Source organism: Gordonia spumicola (assembly GCF_009932475.1).
Classification (GTDB): Bacteria; Actinomycetota; Actinomycetes; order Mycobacteriales; family Mycobacteriaceae; genus Gordonia; species Gordonia spumicola.
The window spans coordinates 772,588-789,658 of record NZ_BJOV01000005.1; the positions used below are offsets into that span (position 1 = coordinate 772,588).

Consider the following 17,071-nt stretch of genomic DNA (forward strand, 5'->3'; position numbering starts at 1 on the left):
TATGCACGTCACCTCCGAATCGGATGAGCGGACGCGAAACCCGCTGATGAATGCCGCGCCGAAGACGTATGCGGCCGGACTCGCTGCTGCGGTCGCGGGGACCGCGCTGAGTATCGCCGCGATCGTCGGACGCGGCCCGACGTCTGCCATATCCGGTGTCGATCACACCCTCCTGGTGATCGCGGCCGTGTCGCTCGTCGCGATGGCGGGATCCGCCGCCGGTGTGTGGTGGACGGTGCGCGGCACCGCGGTCGACGGCGGCCGGGCCGCCGATCGACGGGCCGACACCGTCGGTGTCGCGGCGCAGTTCGCGGCATGGCTCGGAGTCGCCGCGCTCGGAATCGTCGCCGTTCAGATCGGATCGAAACGCGATGTGATCGTCCTCGTCGACGAGAACGCCGCGACCGTGTGCACCTTCCTGGGGGCCGCCTGTGCACTGACGGTGCTCGCCTGCCTCAGTGCTGCCTCTCGGCGAACCAGGCGCGGGCGCGTGGAGACGACGGTCGGCCGAGGGCGGGTCGTCGGGACCGTCATCGCGGCGACCACGGTGATCGCGACAGCCGCAGCGACCCTCGTGGCGTCCGAGCTGTCGCACGTGGTTCACGGTCCCGACCGGATCGAGGCCGTCGACGTCCCGCCGGTGCCGTCCGACCTGGGCGTCCCCGGTGAGCGATCACTGATCATCGAAGAGGGTCGGACGACACCGACCTCGGTCGGGCCCGGATTCATGATGGCGACCGATCGGACGGTCACCGCCTACGACGGTCTCACCGGGCGTATCAGGTGGTTCTTCGACGGCTCTGCGATCTCGACCGGTGACATTTCGACGTCTGTCCTCGCCGAGGCGGACGGCGATGTTGTCGTCGTGTCGGGCGATCTCCTGACTGTCGGACTCGACGGGAACACCGGGCGGTTGCTGTGGCGGTCGGCCGACACCGGAGGCAGCGGTTGGTCCCCGATGGTGGAAGTGCGGAATCCGCGCACCCGTCAGCTCACCGCGACCGTTGATCTCTCGTGTTCGCCCCCGAACTCCGTGACCGTGTCGTATGTCGTGTGGATGTCGTGCCTTCGCGCGGGCGACCTCATGCTCGTCGAACGGTCGTCGGGTGTCGAACGGTCGGTGAGTCTCCCCGACGCGTCACACGCGCGTGTGGCCGAGATCGAGGTGGTCGGCCGCGACGTACTCGCTGTCGAGTACTGGAGCGAGCCCGATCCGAACCTGTCGTCGCCGCCGCGGCGCTTTGTCATCGTCGACGCGGTGCGAGGAGAGGTGATCGACGACTTCGAGACCACGGCCACGATCGCGTCGATCAGTGAGCACGGCGTCATGGTCCTCCACGACGCCGATCTACGGGGACTCAGCTTCCGGGACACCGCGACGAAGCGGACCGTGGTTCCGACGCAGGCCGGACTCGCTCTCGGAACCGCAGGCGCGTGGGTGGGGGAGCGCTACGCGGTCGGCGGGTCGGACGGCGAGATCCGACTTGTCGATCCTTCGACGGGGACAGTCGGGGTGCGCCATGACATCTGCTCGCGATCGGGCTACGGCGAGGGCTACGTCTCGGGCATCACCCCTGTACCGGGGGCCGTACTCGTTCAATGCCGTGTCACGAGTCCGCAGTCCGCGACGGAGACGGTGGCCGTGCGATGACCGCTCCGGCGCAGGTTCGCCAGTTGGGTCCGCGGGCGATCGCGGCGTCGTCGGCCGCGGGGATCGGAGTCGCGTGCTCGGTGTCCGCGGCGGCCGCGTCGATCGCGGCGATTCGGGGCAGCGACCCGGTCGCGTCGGCCGATGCCGCGGACGTGCTCCTCGTGGGCATCTGCGTGGTCGTGCTCTGTTGTGTGGCGGTGGCCGCGGCGACGGGCGGGTGGATCAGTTGGTCGACGGTTCGTGCCCGACGCATCGATCGAGCCATGTTGGGTGCGACGTTCGGCTTCCTGTACTTCTTCGCGGCAGCGGCGGCCGTCGCCGCGCTCGCCGAGGTGTCCTCACGCCAGCCGACGCTCGGTGCGCTCGATGTGCACGCATCGGCGGGATTGACGACGATCGCGGTCGTGAGCGCCATGGTCGCTCTGACATGCCTCATGGTGGTCGTCTGCACCGTCGACCACCATGTGACCCGGGCAGGTCGACGCCGCATGTCGGCGATGACGTCGGGTGCGGCGTTGGTCACGACCGTCTGTGCGGCGGTGGCGGCGATCGCGGTGGGCGGTTCCGACGGGCGGGTGGCGGCGGGCCCGGTAGAAGCGGCGGCCGTCGCAGTCCCACCCGATCCCGTGGCGATCGACACCGTCGCCTTCCGATTCGAGACCGCCGACGATAGCGCGCAGGTGGCGGCGTCGGGTGCGGGATTTGTGGTCCTCGGTGATGAGATCACCAGCTATGACGGCATCACCGGCAGACCGAGGTGGACGTTCGACCCGCAGTTCCGCGTGCACGACGTGATCCCCGCGGGGTCCGGCGACACCTCGACGGTGGTCATCGTCGGCTCGCCCGTGTCGATGGGGCTCGACGGGATCACCGGGCGCGTGCTCTGGCGGTCGGCATCGATCCCGTACGGGGGTATGGGCTACGGGGCCAGCACCCTGGTCGGGGTCGATTACTTCGATCCGCGCATCAGAGTTCTCGATCACCGCACCGGCGGCACCGCGATCGATGCGAACCTCACGTGCCCGGTGGTCCTCGGTTCGGACGCGACACACCTGGTCCGCGCCGCCTGCGACGACCCGTCGCGCCTCGTCATCGCACCGCTCGACGGTGGCGATGCCCGGACCCTTCGCCTCACCGCCCGGCCACATGGCGACGTCGGAACGATTCGGGCGCTCGGCAACAGCCTGTTCGCGGTCGTCGCGTCGGGCGAGGCGCGGACGTCCGAGATCGTGATCATCGACGCGGACGCCGGGGTCGAGATCGACAGGTTCACATCGCGGCTGCTCCCGACTGCGGCGTCGGCGTCGGGACTGATCGCCCTGGATGAAAGCGCGCTGGGGATCGTGTCGTTCCGTGACACGCGATCTCGTCGAACCATCGGCGTGCGGGCCGACGAGGACACGCAGGTCTCTGTGCAGAAGGGTGCGTGGGTGGGGGATCGGTTCGCGGTGGGTATGCGCGGGGCGATGCGGGTGATAGACCCGAGGCGTCGGACCGTGTCGCCGCCGCGACCCGTGTGCACTCGGACTCCGGACGACGAACCGACCCTGCGCATCAGACGCGGGACCGGCTCGTTCCTCGTGGAGTGCTTCACAGATGGCGACGGATACGGAGACCGAGAGCTCGTCGGCCTCCGCTGACCGGCGCCGAGTGCACGGGCGAGCCGGGTTCGTCGGGCGTCGATAGACTCGCGACATGACAGCCCTCCACGATGCGATCCTGCGCGATGTGACCCTGCGTGACGGCCTGCAGTTGACGGGCAAGGCCCTCGACGTGGGTACGCGCGTCGAGCTGGCTCGCACCCTGCTCGCCGCGGGTGTGCCCGAGATCGAGATCGGGTCGATGGCGCGGCCCGATCTGGTGCCGCCGATGGCGGGATCGTTGGACGTCGTCGCCGCGCTCACCCCGGAGGAACTCGACCGCTGCTGGATCTGGGTGGCGACGCCACGACACGTCGAGAAGGCGATCGCCGCGGGAGCGCGGAACGTGCAGTACTGCTTCTCGGCGTCGGACGCCCACAACAAGGCGAACATCGGCCGCGTCACCGAGGACAGCGTTGCCGCGATGCCCGCGGCGGTCGACATGGTCCGCGAGGCGGGCGGACGGATCCAGCTGTGCATCGCGACCGCGTTCACGTGCCCGTTCGACGGCCGGGTCGACCCCGACCGGGTCCGCGGGATCGTCGCCGATGCACGGACCTGCGACGCCGATGACGTCGTCCTCGCGGACACCCTCGGGCAGGCGCATCCGGCCCAGGTGTCGGACTTGTTCGCGACTGTCGACGCGGGCGATCGTCGCCTCGTGTTCCACGGGCACAACACCTGGGGGATGGGCGTGGCGAACTCGCTGGCCGCGATCAGCGCGGGCGCGACGATGGTCGACGGGGCGCTCGGCGGCCTCGGCGGGTGTCCGTTCGCGCCCGGTGCCAGCGGCAACACCGCATCCGAGGATCTCCTGTTCGCCACCCGCCCCGACTATCTGACTCCGGATGTGCTGGCCGACCTCGTCCGTGCGGGGGAGCGGCTGCTCAGCGAACTCGGCGAGACCTCGCGCTCCAAGACCGCGCAGGGGGCGCGATCAAAAGCATTGTCGTTCGAGTGGGTGATCGACCGTACCGGCCAGTAAACTCCCAGCCATGGTCAATGGAGTCACGCGCGACGGTAAGACGTACAAGCTCGTCATGTTCGATCTCGACGACACGCTCGCCCCGTCGAAGACGGCGATGAGCGACGAGATGGTCGCACTGTTCCGCGAACTGCTCTCGACGAGCCTGGGTTGCATCATCTCGGGCGGCCAGTACGGCCAGTTCCAGTCGCAGGTCCTCGACCGGCTCGGCGACTTCCCGGACAGGGCGAACCTGCACCTCATGCCGACCAACGGAACGCGCTACATCCGCTGGTCGGGCGACGAGTGGGACACCGTCTACGCCGAGGACCTGTCCAGCGAACAGAAGTCGCTCGCCATGAAGGTCGTCGAACAGGGCGCCCGCGACCTCGGCCTCTGGGAGGAGAAGACGTGGGGCCCGATCCTCGAGGACCGGGGCAGTCAGGTCACGTTCTCGGCCCTCGGCCAATCGGCGCCCGTCGACGCGAAGGCCGCGTGGGACCCGGACGGCCGCAAGAAGGAGTCCCTGCGCGCGTACGCCGCCGAACGTCTCCCCGAACTCGAGGTCCGAAGCGGGGGGTCGACCTCCGTCGACATCACCGCCAAGGGCATCGACAAGGCGTTCGGCGCCCGCCGTCTCATGGAGATCCTCGGCCTCACTGTCGACGACATCCTGTTCTTCGGGGACCGCCTCGACGACGGCGGCAACGACCGACCCGTCGCGGACCTCGGGATCGACTCGGTCCACGTCCACGGCTGGGAAGACACGTACACCAAGCTCGGCGCGGTCGTCCGCGGCTGAGTTCGGGGAACCGCCGCGCCCGGTCAGCGCAGCAGGCTCGCGCGGAGCGAGTTGATGTCCGCGGTCGTGAGACGGAGGCCCTTGCGGATGTATCCGTCCATCGAGCCGTACCGACGCTTCGCGGCGGCGAACGACGTGTTCAGCAGGCCGAGATTGACACCGTTCAGGAAGTCGTTCGGCGACGCGTGACGGAACCGGTTCGACGCCAGGTAGTCGGCGTTGATGGTCGCGCGGTCCACGCCGAGGATCGTCAGCAGGGTCGCGGTGACCCAGCCGGTGCGGTCCTTGCCGGCCGAGCAGTGGTAGAGGGTCGTCTCACCGCGGGCCGCGGTCGACTTGATCGCGAGCAGGGTACGACGGACCTCGGTGCGGGCCTGCTCGTTGGTGACGAACTGCGCGTAGGCCTGGTTCAGGTCGACGAGCGAGACGGGCGAGACGCCGCCGAGCACGTCGGCGTTCACGGTGCGCGCACCGGGGACGGGGCGGTTGGGCTGGAACCGCTTCTCCAGGTCGGTCCGCAGATCGACGACCGTCGTCACTCGGCGCTTGACGAGCTTGCGGGTGTCGGCCGGGGTGATCTTCGACAGATTGTCGCTGCGCAGCACGAGGTCGTCGACGTGTTTGCCGCCGAGACCGCGGTAGCCGTCGAGTGTACGGGTGTTCTGCGTGCCCGCGAGGCCGATCTCGCGGCCTGGTGTGAGCACCGTCGACGACAGTGCGGGGCTGGCTCCGGGTGCCGCCGACGCGGACGGGGCGAGCATCGTCCCGGCGACGGGCGCGGCCAGTATCGAGGTGGACAGGGCGATCGTCACGGTGCGGCGACGGAGAGCGGAAGTGTTCACGTCGATCATGATGCACCCGTTCGGGCCCGATCGCACGACATCGACGGCCGCTGACAATTCAAGTGAACACATGTACACTCGAATTTCATGACCGCAGTTCATGCCGTGCACGACGATGCGAGGACCCGTGAGGTCCGTGCGCTCACCGACCTCGCCCTGACGGAGGTCGGCGTCGCTGTCGGCGGCGTGCACAGCACGCACCGCAGCATCTCCGACCGCGTCTTCCGAGGTGTCCGGGCGGTCACCGGTCGCGCGGTCGAGCCGATCAAGACCGTCCACGACGCGATCACCGACGGTGTGTACACGGTCATCCGGACCGGAGCCGACACCGCCGCCGCCGTCGGCGGCTCCGTCGCCGACCTGCCCCTCGCATCGCCGCCGTCGCACACCAAGGCCGGGGCGACGGTCATCGCCGCGGTCACCGGACTCATCGGCGACGATCTCGCCGAACGTCGGTCGGTGCTCGCCGAGGGCGGTGTGACCTTCCGGGTCGACGGCGCGCCCGTCGCCTTCGGTCGCGACGAGGTGGCCGCCGCGTATCCGGAGGCCACCGGCAAGCTCATCGTCTTCGTGCACGGACTGATGGAGACCGAGCACGCGTTCGCGCTCGGGGAGGGACCGCACTACGGTCCGCTGTTCGCCGAACTCGGCCACACGCCCGTGTACGTCCGCTACAACTCGGGGCGGCACATCTCCGTCAACGGCCGCGCCCTCGACCTCGCCCTCGACCGGCTGGTCCGCGACTGGCCGGTGCCGGTCGACCAGGTGGTCCTCGTCGGGCACTCGATGGGCGGCCTCGTCGCGCGCAGCGCCGTCCACCACGCCGACCTGGCGGGCCGGTCGTGGGTCCGCGCGGTCACCGCGACCGCGAGCCTCGGCACGCCGCACCTCGGCGCCCCGCTCGAATCGCTCGCGCACTACGCGAGCGCGGCCCTGGCGACCTTCCGTGAGACGTCCGCGTTCGGGACGTTGCTCCGCAGGCGCAGCGCGGGCATCCGCGACCTCCGCGGCGGGAGCATCGTCGACGCCGACTGGGAGGGTCGTGATCGCGACGAACTCGGCGCGGCCATCGCCGAGGAGGTCCCGCTCCTCCCGGGAGCCGACCACTACTTCGTGTCGGCGTGCGTCGCGCGCTCGGGCCGCAATCCGATCGGTTGGATCGTCGGCGACGGGCTGGTGCTCAGGCCGAGCGCGAGCGGTGTCAATCGTGCGCGCCGCATCGGGTTCGACCGCGCCAACGGCGTTCACCTGCCCCGCGCACACCATTTCAGCCTGCTCGCCCACGAAGACGTCGCGATCGCGCTCATCGACTGGGTCGGCTGACTCGGCCCGGCACGACTGCGAGACAATGGCCCGACGGGGCCGGTGCAGGCCCGACGATCCACGTGAGGAGTGACGGGTGTCCGAACTCGTGCCGCTGAAGGTGCAACTGGTGGCCGCGACGCAGTTCACCCCGCCCGTCGACATCGACTGGGACACCGACACCGACGGCGGGGAGGCGCTCATCGAGTTCGCGGGCCGCGCCTGCTACGAGAGCTGGGACAAGCCGAACCCGCGGACCGCGACAAACGCCGGATACCTGCGGCACGTCCTCGAGGTGGGTCACACGTCGCTGTTCGAGCACTCGGTCGTCACCTTCTACATCACCGGCATCTCTCGTTCGTGCACGCATGAGCTGATCCGCCACCGGCATTTCTCGTACTCGCAGCTCTCGCAGCGTTTTGTCCCCGAACACGACTCGAACGTCGTCGCGCCGCCCGCGATCCGCGGTGACGAACGCCTCGAGGAGTTGTTCGTCAAGGCGACCGACGCGTCCCGCGCCGCGTACACGGAACTGCTGAGCGAGCTGGAGTCGAAGTTCGACGACGTGCCCAACGCGATCCTGCGCCGCAAGCAGGCTCGTCAGGCCGCGCGCGCGGTGCTGCCCAACGCGACGGAGACGCGCATCGTCGTCACCGGCAACTACCGGGCGTGGCGGCACTTCATCGGGATGCGCGCCACCGAGCACGCCGACGTCGAGATCCGGCAGCTCGCGGTCGAATGTCTGCGACAGCTCGCGAGTGTCGCGCCGACCGCGTTCGGGGACTTCGAAATAGGCGAACTCGCGGACGGAACCCACGTTGCGACATCGCCATTCGTTTTCGAGGGCTGACGCAGATCACACCGGCCCAGGCGGTAGCCTGAGCGGCATGGAAACCGAAGACGCTGGGCGCGCACAACACCCGTTCGGAACCGTCTCGGTGGCGATGGTGACTCCCTTCACCCGGTCGGGTGACGTCGACTACGACAAGGCCGCAGAACTCGCCGATCAGCTCGTGTCCCGTGGATGCGACGGCCTCGTCGTCTCCGGGACCACGGGGGAGTCGCCGACCACCACCGTCACCGAGAAGACCGAACTCCTGAAGGTGGTCCTCGACACCGTCGGCGACCGCGCACGCGTAGTCCAGGGCGCGGGGAGCTACGACACCGCGGAGACGATCCGCCGCTGCCGCGACGCCGCCGAGATCGGCGCGCACGGACTGCTCATCGTGACCCCCTACTACAGCAAGCCGCCGCAGGCCGGTCTGTATGCGCACTTCACCGCGGTCGCGGATGCGACGGACCTGCCGGTCCTGCTCTACGACATCCCGCCGCGTTCGGTGGTGCCGATCGAGACCGAGACCATCCTGCGGCTGGCCGAGCACCCCAACATCAAGGGTGTGAAGGACGCGAAGGGCGACCTGCACGCGGGCGCGACGATCCTGGCGCAGACCGACCTGGAGTACCTGTCCGGTGACGACGGCATCAACCTGCCGTGGCTGTCGGTCGGCGCGTCCGGTTTCGTCAGCGTCATCGGCCACCTCGTCCCGGACCGCCTGCGCGACCTGCGCGACGCGGCCGCGGCGGGCGACCTCGCCCGTGCCCGTGCCCTGACCCGCTCGATGGCGCCGCTCGTCGACGCGATGGGCCGACTCGGAGGAGTGACCATGACCAAGGCCGCACTGCGCATCACCGGACTCGATGTCGGCGATCCCCGCCTTCCGCAGGTCCCCGCGGACGGTCCGCAGATCGAGGCGCTCATCGCCGATCTGCGTGCAGCGGAGGTGATCTGACATGTCGGGTTCGCAGCGTCGTCGTCGTGCGGGTCGTCCGGCGGGTCCGCCGAGCGAGAACACCCAGGCCAAGCCCAAGAAGAACACCCCGGCCGTACCCGAGGCCACCGGCATCGGCGTGACGGGCGACATCATCGACAGGTTGACCGCCCCGAAGCCGCTCGCACGGGGCGGCCTGCGCGTGGTCGCACTCGGCGGCATCGGTGAGATCGGCCGCAACATGACCGTCTTCGAGTACGACGGCAAGCTCCTCATCGTCGACTGCGGCGTCCTCTTCCCGGAAGACCAGCAGCCCGGCGTCGACCTGATCCTCCCCGACTTCAGCTACCTGGAGGGACGCACCGACGACATCGAGGCCGTCGTGCTCACCCACGGCCACGAAGACCACATCGGCGCCGTCCCGTTCCTGCTGAAGCTGCGCGGCGACATCCCCGTCGTCGGTTCGCGCTTCACACTCGCGCTGGTCGCCGCCAAATGCCGCGAGCATCGCCTGCGGCCGACGCTCGTCCAGGTGGCCGAGGGCGACCGCCAGGACTTCGGCGCGTTCGACTGCGAGTTCTTCGCCGTCAACCACTCCATCCCGGACGCGGTGGCGGTCGCGATCCGGACGCCCGCGGGCCTGGTCCTGCACACCGGCGACATCAAGCTCGATCAGCTTCCCCTCGACGGCAGACTCACCGACCTCGCGGGCTTCTCGCGGCTCGGCGACGAGGGCGTGGACCTGTTCCTCGTCGACTCGACGAACGCCGAGGTCCCGGGTTTCGTGACTCCCGAACGCGACATCGGCGGCGTGCTCGACAACGTGATCGGCAAGGCGAAGCAACGGGTGATCGTCGCGTCGTTCGCCAGCCACGTGCACCGCATCCAGCAGATCGTCGACGTCGCGCACAAGCACGGCCGTCGCGTGACGTTCGTCGGACGGTCGATGGTCCGCAACATGCAGATCGCGCAGGACCTCGGCTACCTGTCGGTGCCCGAAGGCGTCGTCGTGGACATGGACACGGCCGCGACCCTGCCCGATCACCGCCTGGTGCTCATCTCGACAGGCTCGCAGGGCGAGCCGCTGTCGGCGCTGTCGCGAATGGCGCGCGGCGAGCACCGCCAGATCAACATCCGTGCCGACGATCTCGTGGTCCTCGCGTCGTCGCTGATCCCCGGCAATGAGAATTCGGTGTTCGCCGTGGTCAACGGGCTCGCCAAGCGCGGTGCGACGGTCATCACGCAGGCGAGCGCCAAGGTCCACGTGTCGGGCCACGCGTCGGCGGGCGAACTGCTGTACCTGTACAACGCGGTGCGTCCGTCCAATGCGATGCCGGTCCACGGCGAGTGGCGTCACCTGCGTGCGAACGCCGCGCTCGCCGAGGCGACCGGTGTGCCGTCCGATCGCATCGTGCTCGCCGAGGACGGCGTGATCGTCGACCTGGTCGACGGTCGCGCGCAGATCACCGGACGCGTGCCGGTCGGTCACGTGTACGTCGACGGCCTGTCGGTCGGCGACGTCGGCGACTCGACGCTCTCGGACCGTCTGGTCCTCGGCGAGGGCGGATTCATCTCGATCACGGTGGCCGTCGACGCGGGCACCGGTGTCGCGGTCAGCGCGCCCAAGGTGGACGGCCGCGGCTTCTCCGACGATCCGACGGCGCTGTCCGACGCGGTGGTCCTCGTGGAGAAGATGCTCACCGAACTCGCCAACGAGGGCGTCACCGACACGCATCGGATCGCGCAGGGCGTCCGTCGGGCCGTCGGACGGTGGGTCGCGAGCAAGTACCGCCGTCGCCCGATGATCGTGCCGACCGTCATCGCGGTCGGGGACGACTAGACATGTCGCTCGCCAGGGACGAACGCGCGGCTCTCGTCGCGACGCTGCGCAGCGTCGGACCGGACGCGCCGACGATGTGCGAGGGCTGGACCGCCCGTGATCTGGCGGTCCACCTCGCGATTCGGGAACGACGACTCGACGCGGCGGCCGCGATGGTGCTTCCGCCGCTCGCCGGTCACGCCCGATCGGTCGAGGCGTCGTATGCGGCGAAACCGTGGCCGGTGCTGATGCGGACGGTGCTCGACGGTCCGCCCTGGTATTCGCCGTTCCGCCCCCTCGACGCGGTGGTGAACCTGGCGGAGATGTTCGTTCATCACGAGGATCTGTTGCGCGGGGGAGCGGACCGCAACGGTCCGTTCCTGCCGCGGAAGCTGTCGCCCGAGATGAATCGGGCACTCGAGACGCCGCTGTCGGTCATGGGTCGACTCACGCTCGCGAAGTCGCCGGCCCGGGTGACTCTCGGCTCCCCGGACGGACGAGAGCTTCTCACCGTCGGACGCGGGGAGGCCGTCACGGTCACCGGGACCGTCGGCGAACTGCTGCTGTTCGCGTTCGGACGGGCGCCCGTCGATGTGACGGTGACCGGCTCGGACTCCGCGGTCGGCGCACTGCTGAAGTCCGAGCGCTCCATCTGAGGCGCCGAACGTCACGAATAGAACACGACAAGCACCGTCTCGGTGTTGCGGGTGTGACTGTTGTGATTGTTGGGTACTAGGCTGATCGTATGGCTTCTCAAGCAACCACGCGTGGACGTGCGGCTGCCGGTTCCTCCGCGTCCAAGTCGGGAGCGAACCGGAAGCCGGCAGGCGCGCGGCAGGCCCCGAAGGGGCGCGGCGGATCGCAGCCCGCGGCCCGCCGCAAGGCTCCCGCCGGTCGAGCCGCGCCTCGGGCCGCGTCGAAATCGGAGGATCTGCACCGCCCGTCCGTGATGACGACGGTCGGTCACGGAGCCGCGTCCGCGTGGACGATGCTCGCCAAGGGCATAGGCAATCTCGCACGCGTCGGCACGCACCGCGACGACCAGCCGTCGCCTCGACGCGACGGCGTCGCACTCGCCATCGCGCTGCTCGGCGGCGTCGCCGCGCTCGGCGTGTGGTTCCACGCGTTCGGTCCGGTCGGAGCGTTCATCGACACGCTGATCCGTGCGTGTGTCGGGTCGATCGCCTACTTGGTCCCGGTCCTGCACCTCGCCGCCGCGGTGATGCTGATGCGCTTCGCGCCCAATCCGGACAGGCGGATCCGCACGGTGGGCGGCACCCTGTTGCTGGCCGTCGCGGTCCTCGGGATGACCCATCTCGTCCAGGGCGCGCCCCGCGAGTACGACGGACGCGGCGACGCCGCCGGCTTCCTCGGCTACACCGTCGGAGGTCCGCTCACCGACGCCGTCACCGTGTGGCTGTCGGTGCCCGTCTTCCTCCTGCTCGCGGCGTTCGGCGTGCTCGCGCTCAGCGGGTACACGGTGCGCGAGGTCGTCAGTGGAGCGTCGGCGTACCTGGGCCTCGGTCGTGACTACAGCTACGACGACTACGACGACTATGACGAGTACGCAGACGACGACTACGACTACGACGACGGGGACGAGGACTACGCGGACGATCCCGCGCCGCCGCGCACTCACAACGAACCGGATGCGACCGACGACGGCTACGGCGATCCGTACGACAACTACCCGCCCGACGAGCGCAGGCGTCCCCAGGAGCGTCGTGCGCGTGGCGATCGGCCGACGCGCGAGCGCCCTGCCCGGTCGAGTCTGCGGTCCGACCACGACCGCGCCACCCGCACCTCGCCGTCCGTCTCCTCGCGCCGCACCGCGGGCGAGGACCGCGACGACCACATGCCCGACCTGATCACCGAGCCGATCCTGCCGGACACCCATGTCACCGAGCCGATCGGTCCGATCGCCGACCTCGACCCCGAGCCCGTTCGCGAACCGGAGCGCAGGCGTCGACCCGTGCGTCGTGAACCCGCGCCGACGCCGCCTCCCGTGCCGCGGGCGCCCGCCGCTGCGCGGACCACCGACAGCGGCTACGAGCTGCCGCCCGCCGATCTGCTCATCGCGGGCGACCCGCCGAAGTCGGGGAGCTCGGCCAACGAGGACATGATCGATCGGATCAACTCGGTGCTCGAACAGTTCAAGGTCGACGCCGCCGTGACCGGGTACACCCGCGGTCCGACGGTGACCCGCTACGAGGTCGAACTCGGGCCGGCCGTCAAGGTCGAGAAGATCACCCAGTTGCAGCGGAACATCGCCTACGCCGTCGCCACCGACAATGTGCGCCTGCTCGCGCCGATCCCGGGGAAGTCGGCGGTCGGCATCGAGGTGCCCAACTCCGACCGCGAGATGGTCCGACTGGCGGACGTCCTCGACGCACCGAGCACCCGGCGCGACGACCACCCGCTGATCATCGGTCTGGGCAAGGACATCGAAGGCGACTTCGTCAGCGCGAACCTCGCGAAGATGCCGCACCTGCTGGTCGCGGGTTCCACCGGATCGGGCAAGTCGAGCTTCGTGAACTCGATGCTGGTGTCGTTGCTGACCAGGGCGACCCCCGACGAGGTGCGGATGATCCTCATCGACCCCAAGATGGTCGAGCTCACCCCGTACGAGGGGGTCCCGCACCTGATCACCCCGATCATCACCGAACCGAAGAAGGCCGCGGCGGCGCTCGCCTGGCTCGTGGAGGAGATGGAGCAGCGGTACATGGACATGAAGATGTCCCGCGTGCGGCACATCAACGACTTCAACGACAAGGTCCGCTCGGGCGAGATCAGCACGCCACTCGGGTCCGAACGCGTCTACAAGCCGTATCCGTACATCGTGGCGATCGTCGACGAGCTCGCCGACCTCATGATGACCGCGCCGCGGGACGTCGAGGACGCGATCGTGCGCATCACGCAGAAGGCCCGCGCCGCGGGCATCCACCTGGTGCTCGCGACGCAGCGTCCCTCGGTGGACGTCGTCACCGGTCTCATCAAGACCAACGTGCCGTCGCGTCTCGCCTTCGCGACGAGCTCGCTGACCGACTCCCGAGTCATCCTCGATCAGCCGGGCGCGGAGAAGCTGATCGGCATGGGCGACGGGCTGTTCCTGCCGATGGGCGCCAACAAGCCGGTCCGCATGCAGGGCGCGTTCATCACCGACGAGGAGATCACGGCGGTCGTCGAGTTCACCAAGGAGCAGTCGGAGCCGGTCTACACCGAGGGCGTGACCTCGGCGAAGGCGTCGGACAAGAAGGACATCGACTCCGACATCGGCAACGATCTCGACGATCTCCTGCAGGCCATCGAGCTCGTCGTGTCCAGCCAGTTCGGGTCGACGTCGATGCTTCAGCGCAAGCTGCGCGTCGGCTTCGCGAAGGCCGGTCGTCTGATGGATCTGATGGAGACGCGTGGCGTCGTCGGTCCCAGCGAGGGATCGAAGGCGCGCGACGTCCTGGTCAAGCCGGAGGACCTCGCGGGCGTCATCGCGTCCATCACGGGTGGCGGCGCGGACGACGGTTCGTTAGACTGACGTCAGATCAGGAGGGGAGTATCCCCTTACCTATGGCGTCTCCGTCAATACGGACGTGCCGCGGGCATCCGCCGATCGGATGCCGGGCCCGCTCCCGGAGCGCCGCCGTCGCCCGCGCGACGGTGGGAGAGACCTCCAGCATCGCTCAATCGAGCTGAACGCTGGAGGTTTTTTTCATGCACGTTTCTCTGACCGCCTGGATCGTCACCGGGCTGGTGATCCTCGGTTTGTTCGTCTTCGACTTCTTCGCCCACGTCCGCACCCCGCACGAGCCGACGCTGCGCGAGTCGGGCTTCTGGTCGGCCGTCTACATCGGCATAGCGATCCTCTTCGGCGGCTTCGTCTGGTGGCAGTGGGGAGGCGTGTACGGCGGCGAGTACTTCGCGGGCTACGTCACCGAGAAGGCGCTGTCGGTCGACAACCTCTTCGTGTTCGTCGTCATCATGGCGAAGTTCGCGGTGCCGAAGATCTATCAGCAGAAGGTGCTGCTGCTCGGCATCGTGATGGCGCTCGTGATGCGCGGCGCCTTCATCGCCGTCGGAGCCGCCGCGATCGACGCGTACAGCTGGGTGTTCTACCTGTTCGGCCTGTTCCTGATGCTCACCGCGGTCAAGCTGCTCACCGAGAGCGACGAGCCCGTCGAACACGAGAAGGAGCGTGAAGGTCGTCTCGAACGGATCGTGAAGAAGTTCTTCCGCACCGCCGACGAGTACGACGGCGACAAGTTGATCACCCGCGTCGACGGGAAGCGGATGATCACGCCGCTGCTGCTCGTGCTCGTGGTCATCGGGTTCACCGACGTGCTGTTCGCCCTCGACTCGATCCCGGCGATCTACGGCCTCACGCAGGAGCCGTACCTGGTGTTCACCGCCAACGCCTTCGCGTTGATGGGTCTGCGCCAGCTGTACTTCCTGCTCGGCGGCCTGCTCGACAAGCTGATCTATCTGTCGTACGGACTGTCGTTCATCCTCGGCTTCATCGGCGTCAAGCTGGTGCTGCACGCCCTGCACGAGAACACGCTGAGCTTCATCAACGGCGGACAGTCGGTCCATGTGCCGGAGATCTCGACGCCCCTGTCGCTCGCGGTCATCGGCGGCACTCTCGTGCTGACCACCGTCGCCAGCCTCGTGGTGTCGAAGAGCCGCGCGAGGTGACGGCGCCTACGTGTCGCCGAACGGTCCGAGGACCTGCCGCCACTCGGTGACGCGGATCGCCGACACCGCGTCCCGCTCGACGAAGGGATCGTTCGCGAGAAGCTCGCGGACGGCCTCTTCGTCGGCGGCGACCAGCATCAACGCGGCGCCGCTCCCGTCGACGAACGGGCCGATGAACAGCAGTCGGCCGTCGTCGAAGAGCGTCCGGAAGTAGGCGCGGTGAGCGGGACGGTGTTCGTCGCGGACCGAGGCCGAGTCGGGGTCGTAGGTGTAGTCGACGTGAAAGACGGGCATTGTTGCCTCTCTAGAGGTGCGCGAGCATCCGGGTGTTGCCGAGGGTGTTCGGCTTCACGTAGCTGAGGTCGAGGAACTCGGCGACGCCCGTGTCGTAGGAGCGGGTCATCTCGTCGTACACCTCCTTGGTGACGGGAGTGCCGTCGATCTCGACGAACCCGTGGCGGGAGAAGAACGTCGTCTCGAAGGTCAGCACGAAGACGCGTTCGAGTTCGAGTTTGCGGGCCTCGTCCATGAGCCGGGCCACCACGCGATGACCGACGCCGCGCCCGGCGCTCTCCTTGGCGACGGCGACGGTGCGGACCTCGCCGAGATCGGACCACAGCACGTGGAGCGCCCCGCACCCGACGACCGCGCCGTCGACCTCGGCGACCCAGAACTCCTGGACAGCCTCGTACAGGGTCACCAGATTCTTCTCCAGAAGGATCTTCCCCGCGTACACGTCGATGAGTTCTTTGATCCGCGGCACGTCGGAGGTCCTGGCTCGTCGCACGAAGACCTCCGACGACCCGGCGGGACGCGGCGGTGACTCGTGATTCGACATGGGACACAAGAATAGTCGCTGTCATCGCAACGCCCGACAGCAGTGGCCGGACGCCGTGCCGATAGGCTTACGTCCGTGACTGAACCAGTGCGCCGTGTCGACGGTGATCATGCGTCGGCGGTGCCGCCGGTGATCAACGTCGCGAATGCGTTGACGATGTTCCGCATCGTCCTGGTTCCGGTGTTCGTGGTGGCGTTGTTCGTCGACTCCGGGGAGTCGACGACGTGGCGGATCGCCGCCTTCGTGGTGTTCGCGGTCGCCGCCATCACCGATCAGGTGGACGGGCGGATCGCTCGCGGCTGGAATCTCGTCACCGACTTCGGGAAGATGGCCGACCCGATCGCCGACAAGGCGTTGATCGGCGCGGCACTGCTGGGACTGTCGATCCTCGACGTTCTGCCGTGGTGGGTGACGATCGTGATCCTCGCCAGGGAGATCGGTGTGACGCTGCTGCGGTTCTGGGTGATCCGCCACGGAGTCATCGCGGCCAGCAGGGGCGGCAAGCTCAAGACGTTGTTGCAGGCCGTCGCGATCGGGCTGTTCATCCTGCCCGACGTGTCGGTGCTGCACACGGTGGCGTGGGTGGTGATGATCGCCGCGGTGATCGCGACCGTCGTCACCGGTCTGGACTACGTGTGGCAGGCGATCCGCCTGCGGTCGAGCGGCTCGTCGGTCGAGTAGCCGGTAGGAACATCGCGACGGCGACGATCGTTAGTAAATTCGGATAGGGTCGTCGTCACGGGATCGTGATGGATTCG

General features: G+C 68.6%; 15 protein-coding genes. 12 read left to right on the forward strand and 3 right to left on the reverse strand.

Going from position 1 to position 17,071, the window contains the following annotated elements:
- The first annotated feature begins 1 nt into the window (after nt 1).
- From GYB83_RS14875 to GYB83_RS14890, 4 genes are read left to right on the forward strand one after another with little or no spacing between them, the layout of a single operon-like run.
- The gene (locus tag GYB83_RS14875) at nt 2–1,651 is read left to right on the forward strand and encodes an outer membrane protein assembly factor BamB family protein (protein ID WP_161896214.1); all 1,650 of its coding nucleotides are present in this window, start codon (nt 2–4) and stop codon (nt 1,649–1,651) included.
- A complete protein-coding gene (locus GYB83_RS14880) occupies nt 1,648–3,291 on the forward strand; it encodes a hypothetical protein (RefSeq protein WP_161896215.1) in 1,644 nt (547 codons plus the stop codon). The genes GYB83_RS14875 and GYB83_RS14880 overlap by 4 nt, the downstream gene beginning before the upstream one ends.
- Nucleotides 3,292–3,346: 55 nt before the next feature.
- A complete protein-coding gene (locus GYB83_RS14885; RefSeq protein WP_161896216.1) occupies nt 3,347–4,276 on the forward strand; it encodes a hydroxymethylglutaryl-CoA lyase-like TIM-barrel protein in 930 nt (309 codons plus the stop codon).
- A 10-nt stretch (nt 4,277–4,286) separates the two neighbouring features.
- Complete coding sequence (locus GYB83_RS14890) at nt 4,287–5,057, forward strand: HAD-IIB family hydrolase (protein ID WP_161896217.1); 771 nt, start codon at nt 4,287–4,289, stop codon at nt 5,055–5,057.
- Nucleotides 5,058–5,080: 23 nt separating this feature from the next.
- Here GYB83_RS14890 and GYB83_RS14895 read toward each other — a convergent pair whose 3' ends face one another.
- Nucleotides 5,081–5,908 (reverse strand): tyrosine-protein phosphatase, encoded by an 828-nt coding sequence (locus GYB83_RS14895; RefSeq protein ID WP_161896218.1) that lies wholly within the window; start codon nt 5,906–5,908, stop codon nt 5,081–5,083.
- Nucleotides 5,909–5,986: 78 nt separating this feature from the next.
- Here GYB83_RS14895 and GYB83_RS14900 point away from each other — a divergent pair, with 78 nt between their 5' ends.
- The 7 genes from GYB83_RS14900 to GYB83_RS14930 all read left to right on the forward strand — a co-directional run bounded on the left by GYB83_RS14900 (nt 5,987) and on the right by GYB83_RS14930 (nt 15,475).
- Nucleotides 5,987–7,222 (forward strand): lipase family alpha/beta hydrolase, encoded by a 1,236-nt coding sequence (locus GYB83_RS14900; RefSeq protein WP_161896219.1) that lies wholly within the window; start codon nt 5,987–5,989, stop codon nt 7,220–7,222.
- Between the two features lie 76 nt (nt 7,223–7,298).
- A complete protein-coding gene (gene thyX, locus GYB83_RS14905) occupies nt 7,299–8,051 on the forward strand; it encodes an FAD-dependent thymidylate synthase (RefSeq protein ID WP_161896220.1) in 753 nt (250 codons plus the stop codon).
- A gap of 37 nt (nt 8,052–8,088) precedes the next feature.
- A complete protein-coding gene (gene dapA / locus GYB83_RS14910; protein ID WP_161896221.1) occupies nt 8,089–8,991 on the forward strand; it encodes a 4-hydroxy-tetrahydrodipicolinate synthase in 903 nt (300 codons plus the stop codon).
- Between the two features lies 1 nt (nt 8,992).
- Complete coding sequence (locus GYB83_RS14915; protein WP_161896222.1) at nt 8,993–10,810, forward strand: ribonuclease J; 1,818 nt, start codon at nt 8,993–8,995, stop codon at nt 10,808–10,810.
- A gap of 2 nt (nt 10,811–10,812) precedes the next feature.
- Nucleotides 10,813–11,445: a TIGR03085 family metal-binding protein gene (locus tag GYB83_RS14920; RefSeq protein WP_161896223.1), complete on the forward strand. Its 633-nt coding sequence runs from the start codon at nt 10,813–10,815 to the stop codon at nt 11,443–11,445.
- 89 nt (nt 11,446–11,534) lie between these two features.
- Nucleotides 11,535–14,321: an FtsK/SpoIIIE family DNA translocase gene (locus GYB83_RS14925; RefSeq protein WP_161896224.1), complete on the forward strand. Its 2,787-nt coding sequence runs from the start codon at nt 11,535–11,537 to the stop codon at nt 14,319–14,321.
- A gap of 176 nt (nt 14,322–14,497) precedes the next feature.
- Nucleotides 14,498–15,475, forward strand: a complete 978-nt coding sequence (locus GYB83_RS14930) for a TerC family protein (RefSeq protein WP_161896225.1) — start codon at nt 14,498–14,500, stop codon at nt 15,473–15,475.
- 6 nt (nt 15,476–15,481) lie between these two features.
- On the opposite strand, the gene GYB83_RS14935 is transcribed toward GYB83_RS14930, so the two are convergent.
- Nucleotides 15,482–15,769 carry a YciI family protein gene (locus tag GYB83_RS14935; protein WP_161896226.1) on the reverse strand — a complete coding sequence of 96 codons (288 nt, stop codon included), beginning with the start codon at nt 15,767–15,769 and terminating at the stop codon, nt 15,482–15,484.
- Nucleotides 15,770–15,779: 10 nt separating this feature from the next.
- Nucleotides 15,780–16,313: an amino-acid N-acetyltransferase gene (locus GYB83_RS14940; RefSeq protein ID WP_161896227.1), complete on the reverse strand. Its 534-nt coding sequence runs from the start codon at nt 16,311–16,313 to the stop codon at nt 15,780–15,782.
- A 75-nt stretch (nt 16,314–16,388) separates the two neighbouring features.
- On the opposite strand from GYB83_RS14940, the gene pgsA reads away from it, so the two are divergent.
- A complete protein-coding gene (gene pgsA, locus GYB83_RS14945) occupies nt 16,389–16,994 on the forward strand; it encodes a CDP-diacylglycerol--glycerol-3-phosphate 3-phosphatidyltransferase (protein ID WP_228461494.1) in 606 nt (201 codons plus the stop codon).
- Nucleotides 16,995–17,071: the final 77 nt, after the last annotated feature.

Excerpts from the sequence above, each read along its gene's own strand:
- GYB83_RS14875 (WP_161896214.1), top strand. The coding sequence starts at position 2 with ATGCACGTCACCTCCGAATCGGATGAGCGGACGCGAAACCCGCTGATG.
- GYB83_RS14880 (WP_161896215.1), top strand. The coding sequence starts at position 1,648 with ATGACCGCTCCGGCGCAGGTTCGCCAGTTGGGTCCGCGGGCGATCGCG.
- GYB83_RS14885 (WP_161896216.1), top strand. The coding sequence starts at position 3,347 with ATGACAGCCCTCCACGATGCGATCCTGCGCGATGTGACCCTGCGTGAC.
- GYB83_RS14890 (WP_161896217.1), top strand. The coding sequence starts at position 4,287 with ATGGTCAATGGAGTCACGCGCGACGGTAAGACGTACAAGCTCGTCATG.
- GYB83_RS14895 (WP_161896218.1), bottom strand. The coding sequence starts at position 5,908 with ATGATCGACGTGAACACTTCCGCTCTCCGTCGCCGCACCGTGACGATC.
- GYB83_RS14900 (WP_161896219.1), top strand. The coding sequence starts at position 5,987 with ATGACCGCAGTTCATGCCGTGCACGACGATGCGAGGACCCGTGAGGTC.
- dapA (WP_161896221.1), top strand. The coding sequence starts at position 8,089 with ATGGAAACCGAAGACGCTGGGCGCGCACAACACCCGTTCGGAACCGTC.
- GYB83_RS14915 (WP_161896222.1), top strand. The coding sequence starts at position 8,993 with ATGTCGGGTTCGCAGCGTCGTCGTCGTGCGGGTCGTCCGGCGGGTCCG.
- GYB83_RS14920 (WP_161896223.1), top strand. The coding sequence starts at position 10,813 with ATGTCGCTCGCCAGGGACGAACGCGCGGCTCTCGTCGCGACGCTGCGC.
- GYB83_RS14925 (WP_161896224.1), top strand. The coding sequence starts at position 11,535 with ATGGCTTCTCAAGCAACCACGCGTGGACGTGCGGCTGCCGGTTCCTCC.
- GYB83_RS14930 (WP_161896225.1), top strand. The coding sequence starts at position 14,498 with ATGCACGTTTCTCTGACCGCCTGGATCGTCACCGGGCTGGTGATCCTC.
- GYB83_RS14935 (WP_161896226.1), bottom strand. The coding sequence starts at position 15,769 with ATGCCCGTCTTTCACGTCGACTACACCTACGACCCCGACTCGGCCTCG.
- GYB83_RS14940 (WP_161896227.1), bottom strand. The coding sequence starts at position 16,313 with ATGTCGAATCACGAGTCACCGCCGCGTCCCGCCGGGTCGTCGGAGGTC.